The organism is Bordetella genomosp. 13, from assembly GCF_002119665.1.
GTDB lineage: Bacteria > Pseudomonadota > Gammaproteobacteria > Burkholderiales > Burkholderiaceae_B > Bordetella.
Window position 1 is genome coordinate 4,386,491 of the sequence record NZ_CP021111.1, and the last position, 23,588, is coordinate 4,410,078.

The window sequence follows — 23,588 nt, forward strand, 5'->3', positions numbered from 1 at the left end:
ACAGAAACATCTCGTCGCAATCTTTCGGTGCTTCGCAATTGGGGAAGATACGTCTCGATACCCTTCCGGACCAGGCGGGCAGCGAGCCGACGAATCGTAGGCGGCCCGGGCAGCAATAATCTTTCTAAAAATTATCGTTTGCTGCAGAAATAATTACCCGGCGGCGCAACAATACAGGGAGAGGCGTCGTAATGAATTACACCGATTACAGGAGTCGCAACATGCGGTAATGGCAGACCTATTTTTAAATGTAGTAAATGGTATTACGACGTTTTTTTAATATAAGTGCAACCTATATATTTATGGGCAGTGCAGTCCACTTCTCCGGCACGGAACATGCATGATGAAGGGGTTTTTCGTGACAGCCGCTACCTCGCCGGAGAGCCGCGCGCCGACAGGACTGCGTGGCGTTGAAGGAGTGAGAACCTGGCCCATGGCCGATGGTTTTGCCGAAGCCTGACATGCCCGACAGGGCCGACTTGTCTCGAACCGCGGTCATCTGCATTGTGTAGGGACAGCTCTGTGTCATAGACCTCGCCCGGGGACCTGTATTTTTGAGTTTTTATTCGCCAAGCCACCGGTGAGAAAGACAAGCGATCGCTATATTAACTTTCCGGATCCCGGAAATTACTACGACCGGGGATTATCCGGCTTTGCAGTTCATTTCGATTGTCAATTTATCGAGAATGCCAGATATATAAACACGCATACGCATTCACGCGGAATGAAAATAATCAAGCATTTCGGAAAGCTCTTTTTCATCATGCTTTCCATAATCCCGCGCCATCATGAAAAAGCAGCAATCATTAAAAACCCTATCGATAACGACCTTCGACGTTCCGGATGTTCATCCCCGGATGGCCACGCACTGATCCATGACAGTGGGGCGACCGTCAGCGTGGACGTGATCCTTCCGACAAGGCGTCATTGACCGGTCATTGTCAAAGGCAGGCGCGGGCGTAAATTAACGCCAGTGAATAAACGTCCGCGAGGGTGAGCTTTCTATGTTGTCCATGACACTGAGCACCGTACTGCTTACCGGTGCGGTCGGTCTTGCTCAGTCAGCGGCCGCCCAAGCGGCGGCCAAGCAAAGCGTCTGCGGCAAAGGAAACCAGCCCCGAAGCGTGCATTGAGGTAGACGTCGGCAAGGCCCGAAGCGCGTCATACGGTTGTTTGTCTCGGCAACTCGCGCCCCCGCCGCAATCTAGTGGGCGCGATCATCCGGATTTTCCAGACCCTGCACGCGCCTCCGGGCGTGCGGTCCGTTGCCGCCGAATCAGAACGGCCTGCAAACCAGCATCCTCAGCAATATGAACTCTGGCGTGCGTCGCAAGCGCTGATGGCAGCGCCAGGTGCCGTACCTGTTTCATATGCGACGGTCGATCGACCGCCGCTAGAAGCGCCATGCGACGTTGATGCTGCCGGCATTCTGCCGGTTGCCGCCGCCGAACTGGCCGTTGTAGGCCACGCCCACGCTCGTCGATTTCGTCACCCGCATGTCGATGCCCAATTCCATCACGGCCGCATCCTGCGCGATGGGCGCGCCCGCCACCGTGAAAGGCACGCTGTCGCCGAAGGCCATGGTAGTGGCGGGATCGAGGTCGCCAAAGGCATGGCGCCAGCCGGCCATGGCGTGCACGCGGCCCGGCATGCCGCCGGACTCGAAGCGAAGCTCGCCGCGCAGCCCCAGCGTGGTGGTGGTGACGGCGCTGCGTTCGCTTTCGCCGTCCAGCGCCGCCGCGCCGCCGGATTCCGAAAACCCGCGCACGCGCAAGTCGCTGTAATTGACGCCGGCGAAGGGCTGCACCGCCATGCGGTCGCCCACCGGCAAGCGGTAGCCCAATTCCGTGAAGATCTGCGCGGTGCCGGCGTGATAACTGGCCTTCAGCGTGTCGGCCAGTCCGGCGGCGGAGGTATCGCGGCGCGTATCGATATCGTGCCAGGTGTAGGCCGCACCCGCGGTCCATTCGATGTGTCCCGGCCCGGCCTGGAAGGCCTTGCCGCCGTACAGCGTGGCGCTGTAGCTGTCCACGTCCGCGGTGGAGACACGGTCGCGCAGCGACACATCGCTGCCGGTGTAGCCCAGCGCTCCGCCCAGCCGCCAGCCGGCGGCCACCGCTCGGTCGCCGCCTACGAACAGGCCGCCGTCCGACTGCCGCACGCGTCCGGCGTTGCCATTCCCATCCAGCGTGCGCCAGTTGCCGTAGACCTCGGCCCATAGCGGCTGCGCGGCCGGCCTCGGCATGGCAGGCGCGCCCAATGCCGCCGTGCCCGCTTGCGCCGTGGGTTCGCCAGCCGTCTGGCCGGCGTACAGGTTCGCGCGCAGGTGCGCCATCGGCAGGCTCGCTACCGTGTCGCCGACGCCATGCAGCGCGGCGATGGTGCTGGAGTGGACCTCACCCGACAAGGCATCGAATGCCCCCGGCGGCGCGCCAACCGGAAGATTCAGCACCTGGGAATAGACCGCGTTGTCCTGCGGCATGCCTTGCACGGCGTTGGCGACGGCACGCTGGTTGCGGGTCTCCGCGGCATCGGCGAAGCGGATCGGCCGCGTGCCTCCGCCGTTGCCACTGCCACCGTCGCCTCCGCCGCCATTGCCACTGCCACCTTCGCCACTGCCGCCATCGCCCCCGTCACCCGAGCCGCCGTCGTCCGGCACCTGCTTCAACTGCATCCGCAGGGTGACATCGTTCGCGCCGTGGCTCAGCCTGGGATCCAGGAAGGCATAGTTGCTGGCCACGCTGTCGAACGTTCCTTGCAGGCCTCCTGCCGCCGTCACGATGGTGTAGTCGCGCGCCAGGCTGAAATTGCCGTCCGGCCCCACGTGCACGACTGAACCCGCCAGCGTCGCCGTGCCGCCCACCACGATGCGGTCGCTGGACGAGGTTGCGGAATCCACCTCTACTTGATAGACCGCGCCCGGCGCCATGGTGAAGTTGCCGGCAACGTGCAGCGTGCCAATGGAGTTGCCCGGCGCCACGATGCCGCCGGCCCCGATCACGGCGCCGCCAACCGTGCCCTGCCCGCCCAGCGTGGCGCCGTTGGCCACGGTCACGATGCCGGACAGGACGGCGCCGGCGTGCGTGGCGTCGCCCACCACCAGCTTGCCGGCCTGCAGCGCAAAGGTGCCCGTATAAGAGGTACTGGCGCCGTTCAGCGTCAGGGTGGCGGCACCGGTCTTGGCCAGCGAGCCGCTGCCGGAAAGCGTGCCTTGCAGCGTCAAAGGCTGCGGCGTATCGAGGATGCCGCCCGCGTCCACCACGATGGCGCGGGCGGTATCGATGGCCGCGGTATTGCGCAGCGTGCCGCCATTGAAGGCCAGGGCGCCAGCGACGTTGCCCAGGGCCGCGTCCGCCGCGACGACCAGCGTGCCGGCGCTCAGGGTCCACGGCGTGACGCCGGCGTTGGAGCCGGTCAGCGTCCACGTGCTGGCGCCCGTTTTCTCGTAGCGGTTGAAACCCTGGTACTGGACCGCGGCGCCCATCGCGCCGATCTGGCCGACGTTGAAGGTGGTACTGGCATCCGTCGTATCGCCGCCCAAGGCGAGGACATCCCCGCCGAGCGTCGTGCCGCTGGTGCTGACGACGTTGCCCAGGATGGTGGACCCTGCCTGCAGCGTCAGGCGATTGGCGCCGCCGCCAAGTTCGACGGCATTGGCGCGGATCCCGCCGCTGAAGCCGCCCGAGATGGTGCCGCTATTGGCGATCGTGACGCCGCCCTGGGCGATCACACCGGCCCCGCCGATCCCCGAGGTGACGCCGCTCGGGGTGCCTGCTGCGCCGCCGGTGATGGTTCCGGCGTTCTGCAGGGATCCTCCGGTGTTGATGAAGCGCACGCCGGCCTCGCCGTTGCCGGGCTGGCCGCTGGGGCCGAAGCCGTCGCCGCCCCTGCCACCGAGAATCTGCCCGCCGGCATCGTTGGCAATCGCGGTGCCGTTGGCGACGATGGCATCGCCACCGGCCCCGGCCGCGGCGGCGCTGGCGCCATTGCCGCCCCGGATGAACGCGGCGTTATTTACTGCCCCACGGTTGGCAAGCACCGCCGAGCCGCCCTGGCCGCCGGCACCGCTCGTGGCGTCGCCGCCCAAACCGCCCTGAACCGTGCCGGCATTGTTGAACAGGGTGCCGCCATCGACCAGGAACACGCCCGCGCCGCCCCCGCCGCCGGCCGAGTCCGGGCCCAGGCCGGCCGCGCCACCGGTGCCGCCGATGATCACGGAGCCGTCATGCTGAATGATCCCGCCGGACACCAGCACCACGGCGGCGCCTCCGCCACCGCCGCCGCCGGGTCCGCCTACCGCCGTGGCCCCGTTGCCGCCATTGCCGCCCGAGACAGACGTTCCGCCGGTGGAGAGCACGGCATTCGGTCCGGTCAGGACCAGGCCGCCCTGGCCGCCGCTGCCGCCGCCACCGCCCGAATCGAAGGAACCCGCACTACCGTGATCGCCGTTGTTCCCCGCCATCGCGCTGGATAGCACCGTGTTCGGATTCGCGCTGACGTTGCCGGGCGGCGTCAGACTATTGCCCCCTGGGCCGCCAGGGGCGGCGACGCCGCCGGCACCGCCGCCGCCGCCACCGGCCGAACTGGCATCCCCGCCCAGGACGAGGCCCCCAAAGCCGCCCGCGGAGCTGGAATTGCCCCCGTTGGCGCCTGGTCCGGCTAGACCGCCCAGCGGCGCGCCGCTGCCGCCGCCGCCGCCGGCCACCGGCGTGGCGGGGATCATGCCTCCTTGTCCCCCTCCGCCGCCGCCACCACCGCCCGCCAGGCCCCCCACCCCGCCACCGCCGCCACTGCCGTTGGTGGAGTCGCCGCCTTTACCGCCCTGTCCGCCGCCGCTGGCGATATCGCCCGGCGCGCCGTAGGCCGCCATGGGCGCCGCAGCCGACAGGATTGCGGCGCCCAGAGCAAGTTTCAACGTGGACAAGGGCAGGTGGGCAGCTCGGCCATGCCGGGTGATGCGATTTCCTTGCGAGGTGTTTTTCGTTTTCATATCGGCGAGAAAAAGGCAGGAACGGCGTGCGCGATCGCACGCCAGGATTGGCGAAGCACGAGGGAAAATCCAGCCCACGTCGTTCAGTGGGTAACGCCGCGACTTGGGCGCGCACTATGCAGACGGCGCGCGGCGATTGTAGAAGCCGGCGGACGGGAGCGGCATGTTTTGTTTGGGAATGCACTCACCGCGCTTCCTGATGGTCGTATGCCGTCCTCGACACGTTATGGGTTCAAGGTACGGGCACAGACGGAAACGGGGGATTTCGAGAATGGCGGCAAAGATCGCTGGTCTTTGCAGGCGAACGCCTTTTGGGCCCACTCGGCGACCGCGCAGAGGCATGAAGCCGAACAAGCGAGCGGCCATTGCGGCAAAAAATGCCCATGGACAGACGCCGGAAAGCAAAAGCCCATCGCGAACGATGGGCTAGGTGCTTGATATCGCAAAGCAATATCCGGGAATTCTGGTGGGCTGTGAGTGGCTCGAACACTCGACCTACGGATTAAGAGTCCGCTGCTCTACCAACTGAGCTAACAGCCCCTAGCTGACATCACGCCAAAACGATGCGCGGCCAGCCAAGACGAAAAATTATACATGGATTTTTCCGCTTGTCCAACGGGCGTCATCTCCATGCCACATCCAACGCCCACGGCCTTGGCGCACCGCAGCCGGCATAGTTGATTTCAAATCAAGATTGACCAACATATACCGACACGCATAGCCTAGCTGCTCCTCTCCCCTTGCCGCACGGCAGGCGCGCACCGCCCGCGTGCCGCCCCGGATAGCCAGCGAGCGCTTTCATGATCACTTCCGAACAGGGCCCGGACCTCTCATCGCACGTCGCCGCCGCGCTTCCCACGCGGCGCGATCTTTATTACGGCGGCGCCTGGCACGCGCCGCTGTCGGGGGTATATCAATCCAGCATCAGCCCAGGTTCGCAAGCCGAGCTCGGACGCTACGCGGTGGGCAACGCGGACGACGTCGCCGCGGCCGTCGCGGCAGCCCGTACCGCCTTCCCCGCCTGGCGCGACACGCCCCCATTGACCCGCGCCGCCCTGCTGCGCCAGGCCGCCGCCGTCGTGCGCGAGCACGCCCTGGAACTTGCATTGATCGACGCCGCCGACTGCGGCAATCCGGTGCGCCAGATGCTGGACGACGCCGTCATCGCGGCCACGCAGCTGGAGTATTTCGCCGGCCTGGTCATGGAGCTGAAGGGCGAGACCATCCCCACGATGAACGGCTCGCTGGACTACACGCTGCGCGAGCCGCTGGGGGTGGTGGCGCGCATCATCCCGTTCAACCATCCCTTCATGTTCGCGGCGGGCAAGATCGCGGCGCCGCTGGCGGCGGGCAATACCGTCATCGTCAAGCCGCCCGAGCAGGCGCCGCTGTCCACGCTGCGCCTGTTCGAACTGATAGGCGGCCTGTTTCCACCGGGCGTGTTGAACTGCGTCAGCGGCGATCGCGACACGGGCGCAGCCCTGTCCGCCCACGCCGCCGTGGCCGCCGTCGCGCTGATCGGCAGCGTGAACGCCGGCAAGGCGGTGATGCGCACGGCCGCCGAAGACCTGAAGAAGGTGCTGCTGGAACTGGGCGGCAAGAACGCGATGGTGGTGTACCCGGACGCCGACCTGGAGAAGGTGCCGCTGGGCGCGGTGCGCGGCATGAACTTCACCTGGTGCGGCCAGTCGTGCGGCTCGACCAGCCGCCTGTTCCTGCACGAGTCCGTCCACGACCGGGTGCTGGCGCGCATCGTCGCGCTGACCGCCGAGATGCATAGTCCCGGCCCGCCCACCGACATGCGCACCACCATGGGCGCGCTGGTGTCGCGCGACCAGATGGACAAGACGCTGGCCTTCGTCGGGTCCGCCGTGTCGGAAGGCGCCTTGGTCGCGCACGGCGGCCGGCGCTGCGCGGATGCCGCGTTGGCGCAGGGCTATTTCGTCGAGCCGACCATTCTGTCGGGCGTCACGCCCGCCATGCGCGTGGCGCGCGAAGAGATCTTCGGCCCAGTCCTGTCGGTGTTGAAGTGGTCGAGCGAGGACGAGCTGTACGACGCCGTCAATGGCGTGGACTACGGCCTGACGGCCTCGATCTGGACCACCGACCTGCGCACCGCCCATCGCGCCGCGGCCCGCGTGCAGGCCGGCTATGTGTGGATCAACGGTTCGTCCGCGCACTTCATCGGCGCTCCGTTCGGCGGCTACAAGCACTCGGGCATCGGCCGCGAGGAATGCAAGGAAGAGCTGTTCGAGTTCACCCAGACGAAGAACGTCAACGTCACCCTGGATTGATTGCCCCCATGTCGATCGACACGCCACACACGCCCCAATGGGGCAGCGATTATCTGGCCGGCCTGATGCGCCACATCGGCCTGGAGTATGTCGCGCTGAATCCCGGCGCCAGCTACCGCGGCCTGCACGACAGCCTGGTCAACTACCTGGGCGACGAATCCCCCAGAATGCTGACGGTGCTGCACGAAGAGCACGCCGTGGCCATCGCGCATGGCTACGCCAAGGTGACGGGCCGGCCCATGGGCGCCATCCTGCACGCCAACGTGGGCCTCATGCACGGATCGATGGCGATCTTCGACGCGTACTGCGATCGCGTGCCCGTGATGGTGTTCGGCGCCACCGGTCCGGTGGACTCGGCGCGCCGCCGTCCCTGGATCGACTGGCTGCACACGTCCAAGGACCAGGGCGCGCTGGTGCGCACCTTCGTCAAATGGGACGCCGAACCGTCGTCTCTCGAGGGCGCGCGCGATGCGGTGCTGCGCGCCCGGCAGATCGCCACCACGCAGCCGCAGGGCCCGGTGTACGTGTGTTTCGACAGCGCGCTGCAGGAAGCCGCATGCCGCGAGGCGCCGCCCTACCTGTCCCTGGACCGCTATGCGCCGCCGCGGCGGCCCGGCGTGGCCGACCGCGTCGCCCACGAGGTCGCGCAGCGGCTGTATTCCGCCAGGCGGCCGGTGATCCTGGCCGGCCGCGTCTCGCGCGACGAAGACGACTGGCGCCGCCGCGTGGCGCTGGCCGAGCATTGCGGCGCGACCGTGCTGACCGACTTCAAGGTCGGCGCTGCCTTCCCCACCCGCCATCCGCTGCACGGCACCGTGCCGTCGTTCTTCATGGCCGACGAAGGCCTGCAGGCCCTGCGCCAGGCCGACGTGGTGTTGAGCCTGGACTGGGTGGACCTGGCCGGCACACTGCGCACCGCATGGGGCGCCGAAAGCGCGGCGGCGCACGTCGTGCAGGTGTCGCTGGACCAGGTGCTGCACAACGGCTTCGGCGGCGAGCACCAGGGCCTGGCGGGCGCCGACACCTATCTGATGTGCGACCCCGACGAGTTCGCCGCGCAGGCCCTCGAGGCCATGCGTGCGCTCGGCGCGCCGCGCATGGCGCCGCAGCCACTGCCGCAAGAGCCCGACTGGAATCCCGGCCCGTCGGCCGACACGCCCGAGGGCATGTCGCTGGCCGCCTTCGCCGGCGCCATCAGCCATCAGTTGCGCCGCAACGCCCCCGCCTGCCTGATCCGCGCCAACCTGGGCTGGCCCGGCGACGCGCATCCGCTGGCGCACCCGCTGGACTACCTGGGCTACGACGGCGGCGGCGGCATCGGGTCGGGCCCCGGCATGGCCGTAGGCGCGGCGCTGGGGCTCAAAGACTCGTCCCGTCTGCCGGTGGCGGTGCTGGGCGACGGCGATTTCCTGATGGGCGCGACCGCGCTGTGGACCGCGGTCAGCTACAAGATCCCGCTGCTGATCATCGTCGCCAACAACCGCTCCTTCTTCAACGACGAAGTCCACCAGGAAAAAGTCGCGCAGATCCGCTCGCGCCCCGTCGAAAACAAGTGGATCGGCCAACGCATCGAAGGTCCCGAGATCGACATCGCAGGCATGGCGCGCGCCCAGGGCGCGCAAGCATGGGGTCCGGTACGAACAACAGCCCAATTGGCCGAGACCCTGCCCCAGGCCATCGCCGCCGTACGCGCCGGCCAGGTCGCCGTCATCGATGCACACGTCGCTCGCGAATACGCGAAAACCATGGCAAAGGCGCTAGGCAGAGGCCATTGACGAGACCGTACGACGGGCACCACCGGCGCCACTAGCACCACTGGCCCCACTCGCACCGCCCTCCGCATGACGCAACCCACAAACCTCTCGCATGCCGCTGCAATGAGTCCTCGGTCAGGGGTGGTCGCCCCCGACGGCCAATTGGAGCGAGGGGAGTCCCCGAAGGGGACCGAGGGCGCCTGATGGCGCGCCCGAGCCGAGCGACTTGGCCGGCGCGGGCGAGCACCCCTGACCGAGGACGCCTTCGAAGCGCCATCCGACGGGGTGCAAGGGCACCCGCCTAAGACGGCCCAATATACCGAGCCCGCGGCCGCACGAGAAACCCCGCCAACCGCTGCTCCAACGCATGCGCCACCCACCCCGCCGCCCTGCCCACCGACATCAACGCCCCCGACGCCCCGACCGGCGCATTCAGCACCGCCGACAACACCGCCAGCGCCATCGGCAGGTTGGGCTTCAATCCCAGTTCGCTTTCCGCACGTTCGACGCCCTGCAATGCACGCTTGCCGCGCGCCCCGAATGGTCCCGCCTCGCGTATCAACTCCAGCAGCAGCACGGCTCGCGGATCGCCGTCCGGATACAGCGGGTGCCCATATCCCGGCACCGGGCTCTTGCGCGCCAGCAGGCTTTTCAGATGCGCGAGATACGCGTCGGGCGACTGCGACTGCGCCAGCGCCGCCTCGGCCTGCTCGCATCCCAATCCGGTCAGCATGCCCTCGAACGCCCCAAGCGCCGTCGTCACGCACGAAAACAGGTCCGCCCCCGCCGACGCCGCTATGCGCGCCGCGAAGGTGGCAGGCGCCAGTTCATTGTCGGCGCTGAGAATCAACGCCGCGTCGATGATGCGCAAGCGCTCCGGCTTGTCATCCACGCGCAGATTGCGCGCCACGATCTGCGCGATGGATTGCGGCGCATCGTTCAGCACGTAGGTGGGCTCGGAAGTCAGCAAGCCGGTGGCCGCCGCCATGGCCTGTATCAGTTGACGCGCCGCCAGCGCGGGCGCGCCCAGCGCCAGTTCGGGATTGCGCCCCAGGCTGGCCGCATAGGCCTCGACCGCCACCGACAGCAGGCGGCGCGAGTGATTGCGTCCCGCCACCTGCACGATACCTTCGGCCAGCGCCTGGAATCCCGCACCGGGCCGCGCCGGCTGCCATGCCACCGAGGTGTCCGGCAGCATGCCGTTCCACAGCAGTTCGGTGCAGTCCTCGAACGAACGATGATGATGCACCAGTTCGGCTGCCGGCTTGCCGCGATAGCGCGGCCCCTCGGGCCCGATGGCCGTGATCGACGTCTGCATGACCGCGTTGCCGCCCCAGCGGATCATGCGTTCGGCGCCGGCGCCCGACATCGAGCGGCCGCGGCCGCGCGCGGCCAGCGCGTCCAGGTCTTCGACGTAATACAGGTTGCCCTTGCCGCCCACGGCCGGCACCACCCGCACCCACCCGCGACTGACGTAGGCGTACAGCGTCTGCATCTTGATGCCCAGGCGCTCGATGGCCGCGCGCGCATCGACCAGCGTGGCGCCGGCGCCGTGGCCCTCGGGGTGGTGGTCGGCGATCGGCCTGGCCACCTTTCTGCGTCGGTTTTCCATGCGAACTGTCCGGTGCGGGCCCCACGGAGCCCAATGCGATGACGAAATGGTAGCCCAGATCGTGATGGTTGATTGATTGTAAATCAAGCTATACATACATTGATTTGGCTCCTACGATACTCCCAGGATTCATACCAAGACCAGAGAATCTTCAGGAGACAAACATGCTTCATCGCCGCATCCGCCCGCTGCACCTCGCAAGCCGCTATGCCGCCTGGCTGGGCCTGTCCCTGGCGCTGGCCGGCGCCGCCTACTCCGCCTATCCCGAACACCCCGTCACCATGGTGTCGGCCTTCCCGCCCGGCGGCAGCACAGACGTCATCGGCCGCATGCTGTCGCCCCGGCTCGGCGAGATCTTCAAGCAGACCTTCGTGGTGGAGAACCGCGCGGGCGCATCGGGCAACATCGCCAGCGAGTATGTGGTGCGTTCCGAGCCCAACGGCCAGACCATCCTGATCGGCAACAACACCATGACCGTGAACGCGGCCCTGGGCGTGAAGCAGAACTTCGACCTGCAGAAGGACCTGACGCCCATCATGGCCATCGCCGAGACGCCCGTGGCACTGGCCGTCAGCACCACCCTGCCGGTCAACACCGTGCAGGAGCTCATCGCCTATGGCAAAGCCAACCCGGGCAAGCTCAGTTTCTCGTCCTGCGGCACGGGCACGGCGCAGCACTTCGCCGGCGTCGAGTTCGCCAACCGCGCGGGCATCGACATGGTTCACGTGCCCTACAAGGGCTGCGCGCCGGCCCTTACCGACGGGCTGGGCGGCCAGGTGCCGGTGATCTTCAACGCCATCTCCAACATCAGCCCGCAGCTGAAGACCGGCAAGATCAAGCTGCTGGCGGTGGCCACCAAGCATCGCGTGCCCTTCCATCCCGACGTGCCGGCGCTGGCCGAACTGCCCAATTTCAAGGACTACGACTTCGCGGTGTGGCTGGGCTTCTTCGTCACCTCGAGAACGCCGCAGCCCATCGTCGACCAGCTGCGCAAGGAATTCATGGCAATGGCGCGCGAGGAAAAGACCCGCAAGGACCTCTCCGACCGCCTGTTCGTGCCCATGGCCATGGACGGTCCGCAGTTGCAGAAGCAGGTCGCCGACGACCTGGTGAAGTGGAAGAAGCTGGCCGACCAATACCGCATCACCATCGATTGAGTCGAACCATGAGTCTTGCCATTCCCCGCCTGAAACTGGACGACATGCGTCCGGACCTGGCCGAGTACCTGATGCCGCGCGTGAAGCGCCTCGGGTACCTGGGCGAACTGTTCCAGGTCGGCGCCCATGCGCCCGACGTGCTGCTGCACTTCATGCGCTTCACCGAGGCCCTGAAGGACGCGCTGCCCGACAACCTGGCCGAGGTGGCCGTGCTGACCACCGCCACGCTGATGGAGAACGCCTACGAGCGCCACCAGCACGAGCGGCTGTGCGTGCGCATCGGCTTCAAGCGCGAGTGGATACGCGAGGTCGAGCGCCTCGACCCCGACGCCGCCGGCGGGCTGTCCGACGAAGAGCGCGCCGTGCAGCGCTACGTGATGGCTTCAGTACGCACGCGCGGCCTGCAGGCCCGCGACGAATTCGATCGGCTGGCGGCGCTACTGCCCGCCGGGCAGGCCGTGGCGGTCGCCATGCTGGCCGGCCGCTATGTCACCCACGCACTGGTGGTCAACACCTTCGGCCTGAAGCCGCCCGTTCCTTCCATCTGGGAAGACGGTTTCGGCGAGCCGCGGGCGAACGCCGGCGCAGCCCCCAAAGAAGGATCGCAACAATGACGAATGCAGAACCCGTGTGGATCACGGAATCCCAGGTCACGTCGCTGCTGACGCTGGCCGAGGCCATTCCCGCGCTGGGACAGGGCCTGAGCCTGCAAGCGCAGGGCAAGGCCGCCAGCATGCCCAAGACCATGCTGCAGTTCGGGCACAACAACCTGCATGCGCTGGGCGCGCGGCTGGGCGACTACGTGGGCACCAAGACCTGGGCGCACACCGAGGGCGGCACCTGCCCGCTGCTGTTGCTGTGGAATGCGGCCGATGGCCAGTTGGCCGCCATCATCGAGGCCTTCGCGCTGGGCAACATGCGCACTGGCGGCACCACCGGCGTGGCCACGGATTGGCTGGCCCGTTCCGATGCGCGGGTGCTGGCCATGGCCGGCACGGGCAAGCAGGCCATGTCGCAGGTCGCCGCCGTGCTGGCGGTGCGCGACATCCGCGAGGTGCGCGTCTACAGTCCCACCGCGTCATCGCGCGAGGCCTTCGCCGCGCGCATCGCCGAGACGTTTCCCGAGCGCGACCTGCGCACCGAGGCCTGCGCCACCATGGGCCGGGCCTGCGACGGCGCCGACGTCGTCACGCTGGCCACGCGCGCTCGCGAACCCTTCGTGGATGCCGGCATGCTGGCGCGCGGCGCGCACGTCAATGCCATCGGCGCCATCGCCCCCGACCGCGAAGAGTTCCACCAGGATGTGTTCGACCGGGCCGACGTGGTGGCGGTCGATGACCTGTCCAGCGTACAGCGCCTGTCGCGCGAGTTCCGCACCCGCTATGGCGAGAACTGGGATGCCGTGCAGACGCTGTCGCAGCGCATCCAGGACGGGGTGCGCCGCCCCGACACCGCCGACCTGACGCTGTTCAAGGCCATGGGCATGGGGTTGTCCGACCTGGCGTTGGGCGTGGAGATTCTGCGACGGGCCCGCACCCAGGGCATCGGACGCGCCGTGCCGGCGCCCGTGAAGAGCAAGCCACGCTTCTTCGCGGCGCCCGCCACCGCGCAGGCGTGATTGCCGAATCCCGTACACATCGAACACCGACACACGGAGACTGAACCATGAGCCAGTATCACCGCGATTTCGAGCGCGTCAACGGCCGCTTCATCGACTGCGGCGGCGAACCGCCCGTCTCGTACAACACCCAGTGGGCGCCCATCGTCGTCACCAAAGAAGAGATCGACGCCGAGGTCGAACGCCTGGCCTCGTCGCCGCTGCCGGCATCCGGCCGCCGCGAGTCGCTGATCGCGCATCCGTCCGCGCGCGAGTTCGCGCCCGGCATGGCGCCGGGCATCCAGGTGCGCCTGTCGGTGCTGAAGCCCGGCGAACGCAGCGCGCCTTTCCGCCACAACGCCACCGAGGTCAACTTCTGCATCCGCGGCCAGGGCGTGACCGACGTGGGCGGACAGCGCATCGGCTTCAGGCAGTACGACGTCTGGAACCATCCCAGCTACACGCCCTACAGCCACTACAACGACGGCAACGACCTGCAGGTACGGCTCACCTACTCCAACGTGCCGCTGCTGCAGTTCATGGACGTGTACGTCGCCGATGCGCAGCCGCCGGCCGGCGCGCCCATCGGCACCGGACAGCGCGAAGAGTCGGACGATCCCCGCCGCCGCAATCCGTTCGGCATCTTTCCCATCACCGACGACGGCGGGCTGCTGATGCCGTACGAGACCCTGATCAACCCCACGGCCGTCGAGTCGCGCACGCTGCACTTCGCGTGGGAGAAGGTGAAGCCTCAGCTGGACAAGCTGGAAGCGCTGGGCAAGGAGTATGTCGGCCGCCGCCTGTACATGTACTACAACCCGGCCACCGGCCGCTTCAACGGCATCACGCCGAACTTCTTCGCCACCATGACCATCCGGCCGCCGAAGATCATCGATCGTCCGCACCGCCACGTGTCCGCCGCTATCAATTACTACTTCTCGGGCAGCGGCTACAGCAGCGTCGCCGGCAATCGCTACGAGTGGAAGGCCGGCGACCTGATGCTGTCCGCGCCCGGCTGGGCGGTGCACAACCACGCTTCGTACGACGACTACGTGTACGAACTGACCGTGCAGGACCAGCCGCTGAACATCTACATGGAATCGCTGCTGTGGCAGGAAGACCTGCACCACCCGGCCGCCGTGCTGGGCAAGCAGGAAGGCTTCATCACCAACCGCAAGGCAGCCTGAGGACACACGCATGATCGATCTGCAGAAGGACGCCCTGAGAGGCTCCATCCCGCCCCTCGTCACGCCGTTCAGGAACGGCAAGGTCGACTACGACCGGCTGGCCGGTCTGGTGGACTTCCAGGCGCGCAACGGCACGCACGGCGTGCTGATCAACGGCACCACTTCCGAACCCTCCACGCTGACCACCGAAGAACGCAACCAGGCCGTCACCGTGGCCGTGCAGGCCGCGCAGGGCCGCCTGCAGGTGGTGGCCGCCACCGGCTCGCAGTCGCACGCCGAAAGCGTGGTGCTGACCGAGCACGCCGCGCGCGCGGGCGTGGACGGCCTGCTGGTCGTCACGCCCTACTACATCCGTCCGCCGCAGCGCGGCGTGGCGGCGTATTTCGTCGACCTGGGTCGGCGCGTGGACGTGCCGTTGATGATGTATCACATCCCCGGCCGAACGGCTTTCAAGACGGACCTGGCCACGCTCGAACAGATCGCAGAGGCCGTGCCGCATTTCGTGGGCATCAAGCACGCGCTGGACGACCATTCGTTCGTGACCGAGATGCTGCATCGCTTCGGACCCGAGTTCCGCGTGTTCGTCGGCCTGGAGGAATTCACCTTCCCGATGATGTGCCTGGGTGCCGGCGGCACCATGAACGCGGTGGCGAACGTGGCCCCGGCCGAGGTCGCGCGGCTGTGCAATCTGGTGCGCGACGGCAAGCTCGAAGAGGCGCGCGCGCTGCACTTCAAGCTGTTCGACCTGATGAAGATGATCTTCTGGGACACCAACCCTATCCCGCTGAAATACATGATGAAGCGGCTCGGACTCATCGAGCAGAACGAACATCGCCTGCCCATGATGCCGGCCACGGCGGAGTTGGAAAAGCGCATCGACGCGCTGATCGAACGGCTTGAATTGACGGCGAACTGAGCGCGTGTGACGCGCCTGCCGTCCGCACGAAAGGCGGCGCCCCGGGAAAAACGCGGGCGCCGCCTTTTCTTTCTTACTTGCTGGCCGGCGCCTTGGCCGGCTTGCGCGCTTCCGCCAGCAGCGACGAGCACTGGTTCTCCGGCTCGTCCGAGCTGGGGGCGATCAGCGCCAGCAGGCCCGCCGCCGGAGTCAATACCACGCCCAGCGCCACCATGCCGGCGCCGCGGGCCAGCAGCGGCCCCGTCTGCACGCCGGCCTTCGGATTGGCGAAGGTGCCCTGCACGTATAGCGGCGAACGCAGCGAGAACACGCGGAACCCCTTGCTCTCCGGAGAGATGTCCAGGTCCATCGACTCATCCTTGAAGTTCACCGAACCGTCGATCGTCACCACGGCGTTGTCGGTGTCGATGACGAACGCGCGCGTCTGCATCAGGCCGTTCTTCATCCCCAGGTCGGCCGCCGTGCAATTGATGTGCACCTCGTCGTCGCCGAACATCTTGGTGACCAGGTAGTTGCCCACGTTCAGGCCCGCGATCTCCATCAGGCTGCGGCTGATGACGCCGTCATTCACCAGCATGCGGACCTCGCCGTCTGCGGTGCCCAGCAGCGCCGCCACCGAATTGCCGCGCCCGGCCAGCGCCACCTCGCCATGCATCTGTCCCAGCGCGCTTTCCATGGATTCGAGCTGCGGAAACAGCTGCCGCAGCTTCAGGCTTCGTGCCCGCACATGCACCCGTCCGCCCATGGGGGTGCGCGACCCGTCGAGCGACACCGTGCCTCCGATACTGCCGCCCGCCATGCCGAAGCGCAGCGGGTCCAACGTCAGCTTGCCGTCCTCCATGACGACGTGCGTGTCCAGGTCGGATAGCGGCAGCTTGCTGCCGTGTATGATCCGCCCGCCGGCGAAACGCACGTCGGCGTCCATGCTGCGCCAACGCTCCGTGCGGAATTCCTGCGTGGGCAGAACCTTGCCCGATGCCTGTTTCTCGTCTGCCGACTTCTCGGACTTGGCGGCGGCCTTCTGCGCCGACTCGGGCTGCACGCCGATCAGCGGGCCCAGGTCGACCATGCGCAGTTGATCGGACCTCAGCCGTCCCACCAGCTTGGGCCGCGGAGGCTGCGTGGTGAAGCGCAAGCTGCCATGCAGGTCGCTTTGCCCGACCTTGCCGTTGAAGCGGCGGTACTCGAACACCGCCCCGCCGGCATTCTGCAGACTGGCGATCAGGCGGCCATCCGTCGAATACGGCGGCGTATCGGGCAGCGCCACGCCGATCAGCGGATACAGGTGGGCCATGGAGGAGCCGGACAGCGACATTTGCAGATTCAGCGCGCCCAGGCGCATGGGATCGGTCAGCGTCCCCACCGCCGTGGCGCGCGTGCGGCCCACCGACACGTCGGCCTGCACCGGGAATGGCTCATCCGCGTTGCGCAACGCCAGCAGGCCGCCGACCCTGCCCTCGCCTTTCACCGGCAGGTCCTTGTAGCGGCCTTCCACCTGCCAGGCGAATCGATAGTCGCGCGGCGGTTGACGCGGCACGGCGCCCGCACGCTCGGCCTGCTCCAGCGCCTTGGCGTTGGCGTCGTCGGGCATGCCGTCCTCGTCGGCGTCCGCGCCGTCGGACTTCCCGCCCTTGTCCCGTCCGGCCTGGGCCGCCTTTTCATCGGCCGCTTCCTGGCGCGGGCGCTTCCCTTCGGATTCCTTCTTCTGCGCGCCCTTGTCCGCCGGCTCCGCCGCCTTGCCAGCCAGTTCGGCGAAGGGAATGGGCTTGCCCAGCGGATCGATCTGCACCTGCACGTCCGCCTTCTGCACCTCGTCCAGGTAGCCGATCACGCCCTTGTCGAAACCGACCTGGTCGATGTCCATTTCCCAGGGCGAAGGCTCGCCGCCGCTTTCCGGCATCGTGAACACCCAGTTGGCGCGGCCGTCGGCCATGCGCTGCAGGTCGGCTGCCGGCCCCGTGAGTTGTATGTGACGGATGACCACGCGACGCGCCAGCAGGGGCACCGGCGACAGGCTGAACTCCGCGCGCTGCAGGCTGGCCATGACGGGCTTGCGGGCCCACTCCGTATTGCCCACGGTGATGTCCTCGGCGGTGACCCGCGGCCAAGGCACCCAGCCGCGCCAGCCCGTCTCGTCGGGTTCGCGCCGCCAGGCCACGGACAGGTCGCCGTTGATGGCGAAGGGCCGCCCGATGGCCTCGGACACTCGCGCGTTGATGGTCGGTTTGAAGCGGTTCCAGTCCAGCGTGGCCACGACGATCACAGCCGCGACCACCAGCACGGCCAAGGTCGCCAGGACGCCGAGGAAAACCTTCTTTTTGCGTGTCATGCCCGCCTTCCTTTGGCCGGACATACTGTCGGTCTGTCTAATCCGGCCTGCTCGCCTCAGGGTAGCGCGCGGGCAAGCGGGACGGAACCCTCAGCACCCTATGGATACAAAACGCAAATTCCGGCGACGTTCTCGTGTCGGCGCGTGGCAAGGGGCACATCAGGCGGGCCGCTGGAATGCCTGCCGCGCATGCTCGCAGGCGCCACGATGGTGGCAGTGCGGGTGATGGTCGTTCACCATGCCGACCGACTGCATGAAGGCATACACGGTGGTGGGGCCGACGAATGACCAGCCACGCTTCTTCAAGGCCTTGGACAGCGCGGTCGATTCGGCGGTGGCGGACACGGGCGCATGGATGGTCCCGGCGGCCGGCGCCCCGGCCTCGTAGCGCCAGATGAACGCGGCCAGCGACCCGGCCTCGTCGAGCAGCGCCTGGGCGCGTTGCGCATTGTTGATGACGGATTCGATCTTGCCGCGATGGCGCACGATGCCGGCATCCTGCAGCAGCGCTTCCACCCTGGCGGCGTCGAACCGCGACACTCGCGAGATGTCGAAATTCTCGAAGGCCTTGCGAAAGCCCTCGCGCTTGTTGAGAATCGTGCGCCAGCTCAGCCCGGACTGGAAACCTTCCAGGCACAACTGCTCGAACAGCGCGCGGTCGTCGGCCACGGGCCGCCCCCACTCCTCATCGTGATAGGCCGTGTACAGCGGCGAACCATCGACCCAGCCGCAGCGCGCCAGCCCATCCGGAAAATCGGTACGTACGTCCATGGGATTCCCTGGTGAATTGTTATTGCCGGCGATCCTACCCCAGGCAGCGGCGCGACGAGCGGACAAGTGCGCTCCGGGCGTCACGCCAGCGCCCGAGAGCGGCGCCGATGGGCGGCAAGACCGGCTTGATGTTCCCGCGGCCGCTGCTAAGATGACCGCCTCCCGGCGCCCGCCGGGTTCCATGCCGGCCCCACTGCCCGCTTCCATGTCCGTCACCTCCGCCTTTCCCGTTCTGGACGCGTCCGGCGCGCAGCCGATCGCGGCCAACCCCTGCCTGGACTGCGGCGCCTGCTGCGCGCACTTCCGCGTGTCGTTCTACTGCGGCGAAGTGGCCGGCGCCAATGGCGGCACGGTGCCCGAAGACCTGGTTGCCCAGGTCGGCCCGCTGCGCGCCTGCATGCGCGGCACCGAACTCGGCCATGGGCGCTGCGTGGCCTTGCGCGGCGAGTTGGGACGGCCTGGCATCCATTGCGACATCTATCCGCTGCGCCCCACGCCTTGCCGCGAGTTCGAGACCTGGCTGCCCGACGGCAGTGTCAATCCCGACTGCCAGCGCCTGCGATTGAAACTGGGCCTGCCCGCCCTGCCTCCCCGGCCTCCGGCCGAAAATGACCCCAACGGCCCGGCCCACCCGAATCAGCCCAAGGCGGCCTGACGCACCACGGCTGGCGCCGAGTCCGCATCACCGGACATCGCCGGCAGGCGGATCAAACGATCGAGGGCTCATACGTGACGTGACGCGCCGCCGGCATGCCCGTGGCGGTATCAACGCGTGCGCCAGGCGCCCACGGCCTCCGGCGCGATGGGCGCGATCTCATGACGGCGCTGGGCCAGGTCGATGCGGATCACATTGCCCGCCTCCAGCACCACCTCTTCGCGCGCCCCCGCACTGACCGTGCGCACCTTGACCTTGCCGGTCGCGACCCCCACTTCCAGCACCCCGGGCGCCGAGCGCACATCGAACACCGTGTCCGGAATCGGCACGCGGCCGCCGTCGACGGTGACGTCCTCATTGCCGACCCGCACGATGAACGACGTGCGGGGCACATAGGCCACCCGGAACAGCCCCTGCCCCTGCGACATGACCAGTTCGCGGCGGCGCGAGTAGAAGCCGACACCGGCCTCGGTGCCGCTGTTCAGCGAGACCACCGAACCATCCGGAAGCTTCCAGTCGCGTGCCTGGCCGCCCTCCACCCGCACGCGCTCGGTGAACTGGGGCGAACTCTCGCGCAGCACGAAGCTCACGGTCAGCCACACGGCCAATGCCAGGCCCACGGCTGAAGCCAGCCACCATCCCCAGCCCCAGCCGCTCCTGCGTTGCGTCGGCACGCTGCGTCCGCCGGGCACGCCGCCCGCGCCGCGGGAAGACGCTGCATCGCCCAGCCCGCCTTGCGCGGCCACCATGCGTCGATAGGCCTGCTCGTGGCTGGGATCGGCCTGCAGCCAGGCCTGCAGCTCACGTTCGTCGGCATCGTTCCAGCCGGAGGACTGGCGGCGCGCCAACCACGCGGTGGCAGTGCGGTACAGCTGGTCGGGATTCGGGGAAGACGTCATCGGTATGGCGATCGGGAAGGAACATCGTTGTCCGCATCGTAACGCAGCGAAACGTGTGGGCGCTGCGCGTAATGGCTCTGTTATGGAGCGACGTGGACCGCCTGCATAGAGTGTCCTCACGCGGTCCACACTGAAAATCCGAGGCGAGAAGAACGATGAGAATGGTCCTTTCCCTGACGGCAGCCGCACTGTGCCTGACACTGCCCGGGTGCGCCCTGATCGAGCAGTACCGTGCGGAGCAGGAGGCCCGCCGGCTGGCGGCCTACCAGCAGAAAGTCGATGACCACGAGGAAGTGCGGGTGGCGTGCGAACAGCCGTTCGAGCGCCCGGAGATCGCGGTGCTGAGGCAAAAGATCCCGCCGCTGACGCAGCAACCGACCATCGTGCAGATGGCCGACAAGACCAGGCCCAACGCCAGGCAGAAGGCCGCGCTGAAGGCGCTGGACGAGCTGCTGCAGGACTGCCGCATCAAACAGGGCTGGCTTGAGAACCGGTACTCGTCGGTCACTTACCCAGCCCACGTCGCCGGCGCCGAACGGTCACGTGCCCTGCTGTCCGAGCTGTGGGCGGGGAAGCTCACTTTCGGCCAGTACAACAAGGGCCGGCAGGAAATAGTGGCCCTGTACGAGCGCGAGAGCGTCGAACTGCGGCAACAGCTGCAAATCGTGGCGGCCCAGGAGCGGGCCGCCGAGGCGGCCGAGGCCACGCGCCGCGCCGCGGAATCGGCGGAGCGCGCGGCATGGGCCGAGCGCCGCACCGTCTGCAAGCGCGACGGCAGGAAGTTGCGGTGCAAGGACGAAGTGGTCGCGCGATAGCAGGCATGGGGAATGCTGCGCGAGCGGTCTACCACTCAGGAGAATCATCATGGAAAAACGCTCCCCGACTCCGCAGGACCCCGATCACCAGAGCACATCGACCAAGACCCAGCGGGACCAGCCCGACATCGGCCATGACGTCCAGAAGGGACTGGGCGAGGCCAACAGCAAGGACGATCCCGCGCACGGCGGCCGGCCGCGCCCCCAGCTGGACAGCCCCGAGGAAAAGGCCACCCAGTTCGACGGCAACCCCAATCCGGGCACGGACGCGCCACCGCGCCTGTTCAAGCCGCGCGACGATACGCCGGCGATTCTCGAAAAGAAGTCGGGGCCCCGCAATTGACCTGACAACGGCCGCACCCGGTTGCACAGAGGGGCCATTTTTTACAACGGCTCCCGCCTTTTGGCGGATACGATTACAGCACTTCGGCTGAGATCAACAGCAACCAAAGGGGATAGCCGCAGATGAACCGATTTCTAGACAAGCTTGCGCACAAGGGCAAACGGCTGCTGTTCAGGGTATCGCCGGCACTGGCGGAAAGATACAAGGTCGAATTCCGCCTGCAACTGCCGAACCGCGAGTTTCTCGAGAACGAGATCTTCAACTTTCTGGTCGGGCACCTGGCGGCCGGCCGCACCGGCGGCCGCTGCCTTTTCATCGGAGTCGACCGCTACAACTGGCACTATCACCGCAAGCTGGGACCGGGCTTTCATTCCATCGACATCAAGCCCGAAAACGCCGTGTACGGGCAGCCCGGTCGGCACGTAGTGGGATGCGCGACTGAGCTGGCACGGCATTACTCCCCGGAAAGCTTCGACGCCGTCGTGGCCAACGGCCTCATCGGATATGGCCTGAACCGGGAGGCCGACTTCGACCGCATGATGCAGGCGTGCCGCGACGTCCTCGTGCCGGGCGGCGTGCTGGTCCTGGGCTACAACGACCGGCCCGACCGGCTGCCGTTCCGGGCCGAGCAGGCGGCCGGCTATCGCCTGTTCGAGGAATTCACGCCGGCCATCGAGGGCGTACGCCGCGCGCATCACAGCATCGAGGACAAGTCGCGGCACAAGTTCGTGTTCCTGCGCAAGCCGTCGGCTGGGCGCCGGGGCGAACCTCGCACCGCGAACTCGGCGCCGCAATGGCGCGCCGCGCCCACCTGAACGCGACGCCGGCGACGGCAGTACGATAACGCCCAGGTTTCATCGGAGAGCGAGCAATGCGACGGGCAGGCAGTGCGGATCTGCCGCTGCACGGCGGCCGGGTGCCGGCCTGGCTGGGCCAGCGCATGTCGCGCCTGGGCGCCGTCATCGCGCAGGCCATCGTGCACCACTACGGCCGCGACGAGTTCCTGCGCCGCATGGCGCATCCCTTCTGGTTCCAGTCCTTCGGCGCCGTCATGGGCATGGACTGGCATTCGTCCGGCATCACCACCAGCGTGATCGGCGCGCTCAAGCGCGGCCTCTCGCCGCTGGCCGGCGAACTGGGGCTGCACGTGTGCGGCGGCCGCGGCGCGCACTCGCGCAAGACGCCGCAGGAACTGGCCGACATCGGCGAACGCGTCGGCCTGGATGGCGCGGCGCTGGCCACCGCCAGCCGCCTGGTGGCCAAGGTGGACAGCGCTGCCGTCCAGGACGGCTTCGACCTGTACCTGCACGGTTTCATCGTCTCCGACGATGGCCGCTGGACCGTCGTGCAGCAGGGCATGAACGGCGACAGCCGCCTCGCGCGACGCTATCACTGGCTGTCCGAAGAGCTGAAGAGTTTCGTGGACGCGCCGCACGCCGCGATCGACGGCGTGAACCAAGGGCGCATCCTGAACCTGACCGATCATCGCGCCGAGGCCTCGCGCCATGGCCAGCTGGAACTGCTGCGCGACCGCGGCCCCGACTTCATCGCCGCCGAGGCCGCGGCGATCGGCGCGGTCGGCGCGCCGCAGGCCCGCGCGCCGGAGCCCGAGCCGACGCAGCTGGCCCTGCCGCATCTGGTCATGCCGGCCCATCACGACGTGCGCCCGAAGGACGTGAACCTGAAGCGGCTGCACGGCGCGCTGGCGGCGGCGGCCGAGCGCGGCCCGGCCGATTTCGGCGAACTGCTGCTGGTGCCGGGCGTGGGCGCGCGCACCATCCAGTCGCTGGCGCTGGTAGCGGAAGTGATCCATGGCGCGCCCTGCCGCTTCACCGATCCGGCGCGCTATTCGCTGGCGCACGGCGGCAAGGACCGTCACCCCTATCCGGTGCCCCTGGCGGTCTACGACCAGACCATAGGAGTGCTGAAATCGGCGGTGGCGAAGGCCAGGCTGGGCAACGACGAACGCCTGGACGCCCTGCGGCGACTGGACGCCCAGGCGCGGCGGCTGGAACGCGACGCTCGCGGCCCGTCGCTTCCGGACTTCGTGGAACAGGAACGCCAGGATTCCGCGTCGTACGGCGGCCATAGCGTGTTCGGCCCGGAACCCGCCCCGGAAATCCACCATCGCGCCGGAGGCTAGTCGTCCTACAACATGACGATGGAAGTAGCCCGGCCCATTCGACGCGGAACCCGAGATGCGGCATCGGAACCGTCGTCCCCCATAGGCCGCTATTGACAGGCGCAAGCGCGGGGCTAGAATCCCGAT

17 protein-coding genes and 1 tRNA gene are annotated in these 23,588 nt (G+C 67.6%); 12 read left to right on the forward strand and 6 right to left on the reverse strand.

Annotated features, from left to right (window positions below):
* Positions 1-1,393: 1,393 nt before the first annotated feature.
* Complete coding sequence (locus tag CAL15_RS24805) at positions 1,394-4,990, reverse strand: autotransporter family protein (RefSeq protein WP_157666696.1); 3,597 nt, start codon at positions 4,988-4,990, stop codon at positions 1,394-1,396.
* A 464-nt stretch (positions 4,991-5,454) separates the two neighbouring features.
* Positions 5,455-5,530: transfer RNA gene (locus CAL15_RS19760), tRNA-Lys, on the reverse strand.
* Between the two features lie 260 nt (positions 5,531-5,790).
* On the opposite strand from CAL15_RS19760, the gene CAL15_RS19765 reads away from it, so the two are divergent.
* Both CAL15_RS19765 and CAL15_RS19770 read left to right on the forward strand, forming a co-directional pair.
* Complete coding sequence (locus CAL15_RS19765) at positions 5,791-7,284, forward strand: aldehyde dehydrogenase family protein (protein WP_086080054.1); 1,494 nt, start codon at positions 5,791-5,793, stop codon at positions 7,282-7,284.
* Between the two features lie 8 nt (positions 7,285-7,292).
* Complete coding sequence (locus CAL15_RS19770) at positions 7,293-9,059, forward strand: thiamine pyrophosphate-binding protein (protein WP_086080055.1); 1,767 nt, start codon at positions 7,293-7,295, stop codon at positions 9,057-9,059.
* A 280-nt stretch (positions 9,060-9,339) separates the two neighbouring features.
* On the opposite strand, the gene CAL15_RS19775 is transcribed toward CAL15_RS19770, so the two are convergent.
* Positions 9,340-10,650: a citrate/2-methylcitrate synthase gene (locus CAL15_RS19775; protein WP_157666697.1), complete on the reverse strand. Its 1,311-nt coding sequence runs from the start codon at positions 10,648-10,650 to the stop codon at positions 9,340-9,342.
* 164 nt (positions 10,651-10,814) lie between these two features.
* On the opposite strand from CAL15_RS19775, the gene CAL15_RS19780 reads away from it, so the two are divergent.
* Genes CAL15_RS19780 through dapA form a run of 5 tightly spaced genes read left to right on the forward strand, consistent with a single transcriptional unit; the run spans position 10,815 to position 15,507 of the window.
* Positions 10,815-11,807, forward strand: coding sequence for a Bug family tripartite tricarboxylate transporter substrate binding protein (locus CAL15_RS19780; protein WP_086080057.1), 993 nt, complete (start codon positions 10,815-10,817; stop codon positions 11,805-11,807).
* A gap of 8 nt (positions 11,808-11,815) precedes the next feature.
* Entirely contained in the window at positions 11,816-12,421 is a 606-nt protein-coding gene (locus tag CAL15_RS19785) for a hypothetical protein (RefSeq protein WP_086080058.1), read from the forward strand.
* Positions 12,418-13,425 carry an ornithine cyclodeaminase family protein gene (locus CAL15_RS19790; protein WP_086080059.1) on the forward strand — a complete coding sequence of 336 codons (1,008 nt, stop codon included), beginning with the start codon at positions 12,418-12,420 and terminating at the stop codon, positions 13,423-13,425. Before CAL15_RS19785 ends, CAL15_RS19790 begins: the two co-directional genes overlap by 4 nt.
* A 47-nt stretch (positions 13,426-13,472) precedes the next feature.
* Complete coding sequence (locus tag CAL15_RS19795) at positions 13,473-14,591, forward strand: cupin domain-containing protein (protein WP_157666698.1); 1,119 nt, start codon at positions 13,473-13,475, stop codon at positions 14,589-14,591.
* A gap of 10 nt (positions 14,592-14,601) precedes the next feature.
* Positions 14,602-15,507: a 4-hydroxy-tetrahydrodipicolinate synthase gene (gene dapA, locus CAL15_RS19800; RefSeq protein WP_086080060.1), complete on the forward strand. Its 906-nt coding sequence runs from the start codon at positions 14,602-14,604 to the stop codon at positions 15,505-15,507.
* Positions 15,508-15,580: 73 nt separating this feature from the next.
* On the opposite strand, the gene CAL15_RS19805 is transcribed toward dapA, so the two are convergent.
* Together CAL15_RS19805 and CAL15_RS19810 are read right to left on the reverse strand one after the other, a co-directional pair.
* Complete coding sequence (locus CAL15_RS19805) at positions 15,581-17,836, reverse strand: AsmA family protein (protein ID WP_086080061.1); 2,256 nt, start codon at positions 17,834-17,836, stop codon at positions 15,581-15,583.
* 159 nt (positions 17,837-17,995) lie between these two features.
* Complete coding sequence (locus tag CAL15_RS19810) at positions 17,996-18,607, reverse strand: DNA-3-methyladenine glycosylase I (protein WP_086080062.1); 612 nt, start codon at positions 18,605-18,607, stop codon at positions 17,996-17,998.
* Positions 18,608-18,812: 205 nt separating this feature from the next.
* Here CAL15_RS19810 and CAL15_RS19815 point away from each other — a divergent pair, with 205 nt between their 5' ends.
* A complete protein-coding gene (locus CAL15_RS19815) occupies positions 18,813-19,262 on the forward strand; it encodes a YkgJ family cysteine cluster protein (protein WP_086081201.1) in 450 nt (149 codons plus the stop codon).
* Between the two features lie 110 nt (positions 19,263-19,372).
* Here the strand turns inward: CAL15_RS19815 and CAL15_RS19820 are convergent, their stop codons facing one another.
* Entirely contained in the window at positions 19,373-20,161 is a 789-nt protein-coding gene (locus CAL15_RS19820; RefSeq protein ID WP_086080063.1) for a FecR family protein, read from the reverse strand.
* A gap of 161 nt (positions 20,162-20,322) precedes the next feature.
* Between CAL15_RS19820 and CAL15_RS19825 the strand changes: the two genes are divergently transcribed.
* From CAL15_RS19825 to CAL15_RS19840, 4 genes are all read left to right on the forward strand, one after another.
* Positions 20,323-20,976, forward strand: coding sequence for a hypothetical protein (locus CAL15_RS19825; RefSeq protein WP_086080064.1), 654 nt, complete (start codon positions 20,323-20,325; stop codon positions 20,974-20,976).
* Between the two features lie 49 nt (positions 20,977-21,025).
* Positions 21,026-21,319 (forward strand): hypothetical protein, encoded by a 294-nt coding sequence (locus CAL15_RS19830; RefSeq protein ID WP_086080065.1) that lies wholly within the window; start codon positions 21,026-21,028, stop codon positions 21,317-21,319.
* Positions 21,320-21,441: 122 nt separating this feature from the next.
* Positions 21,442-22,134 (forward strand): class I SAM-dependent methyltransferase, encoded by a 693-nt coding sequence (locus CAL15_RS19835; RefSeq protein WP_198299092.1) that lies wholly within the window; start codon positions 21,442-21,444, stop codon positions 22,132-22,134.
* Positions 22,135-22,190: 56 nt separating this feature from the next.
* A complete protein-coding gene (locus CAL15_RS19840) occupies positions 22,191-23,462 on the forward strand; it encodes a DUF763 domain-containing protein (protein ID WP_086080066.1) in 1,272 nt (423 codons plus the stop codon).
* Positions 23,463-23,588 lie beyond the last annotated feature (126 nt).

Bases quoted from the DNA above. Each gene is read 5' to 3' on its own strand.
- CAL15_RS24805 (WP_157666696.1), bottom strand. From the start codon at position 4,990: ATGAAAACGAAAAACACCTCGCAAGGAAATCGCATCACCCGGCATGGC.
- CAL15_RS19765 (WP_086080054.1), top strand. From the start codon at position 5,791: ATGATCACTTCCGAACAGGGCCCGGACCTCTCATCGCACGTCGCCGCC.
- CAL15_RS19770 (WP_086080055.1), top strand. From the start codon at position 7,293: ATGTCGATCGACACGCCACACACGCCCCAATGGGGCAGCGATTATCTG.
- CAL15_RS19775 (WP_157666697.1), bottom strand. From the start codon at position 10,650: ATGGAAAACCGACGCAGAAAGGTGGCCAGGCCGATCGCCGACCACCAC.
- CAL15_RS19780 (WP_086080057.1), top strand. From the start codon at position 10,815: ATGCTTCATCGCCGCATCCGCCCGCTGCACCTCGCAAGCCGCTATGCC.
- CAL15_RS19785 (WP_086080058.1), top strand. From the start codon at position 11,816: ATGAGTCTTGCCATTCCCCGCCTGAAACTGGACGACATGCGTCCGGAC.
- CAL15_RS19790 (WP_086080059.1), top strand. From the start codon at position 12,418: ATGACGAATGCAGAACCCGTGTGGATCACGGAATCCCAGGTCACGTCG.
- CAL15_RS19795 (WP_157666698.1), top strand. From the start codon at position 13,473: ATGAGCCAGTATCACCGCGATTTCGAGCGCGTCAACGGCCGCTTCATC.
- dapA (WP_086080060.1), top strand. From the start codon at position 14,602: ATGATCGATCTGCAGAAGGACGCCCTGAGAGGCTCCATCCCGCCCCTC.
- CAL15_RS19805 (WP_086080061.1), bottom strand. From the start codon at position 17,836: ATGACACGCAAAAAGAAGGTTTTCCTCGGCGTCCTGGCGACCTTGGCC.
- CAL15_RS19810 (WP_086080062.1), bottom strand. From the start codon at position 18,607: ATGGACGTACGTACCGATTTTCCGGATGGGCTGGCGCGCTGCGGCTGG.
- CAL15_RS19815 (WP_086081201.1), top strand. From the start codon at position 18,813: ATGTCCGTCACCTCCGCCTTTCCCGTTCTGGACGCGTCCGGCGCGCAG.
- CAL15_RS19820 (WP_086080063.1), bottom strand. From the start codon at position 20,161: ATGACGTCTTCCCCGAATCCCGACCAGCTGTACCGCACTGCCACCGCG.
- CAL15_RS19825 (WP_086080064.1), top strand. From the start codon at position 20,323: ATGGTCCTTTCCCTGACGGCAGCCGCACTGTGCCTGACACTGCCCGGG.
- CAL15_RS19830 (WP_086080065.1), top strand. From the start codon at position 21,026: ATGGAAAAACGCTCCCCGACTCCGCAGGACCCCGATCACCAGAGCACA.
- CAL15_RS19835 (WP_198299092.1), top strand. From the start codon at position 21,442: ATGAACCGATTTCTAGACAAGCTTGCGCACAAGGGCAAACGGCTGCTG.
- CAL15_RS19840 (WP_086080066.1), top strand. From the start codon at position 22,191: ATGCGACGGGCAGGCAGTGCGGATCTGCCGCTGCACGGCGGCCGGGTG.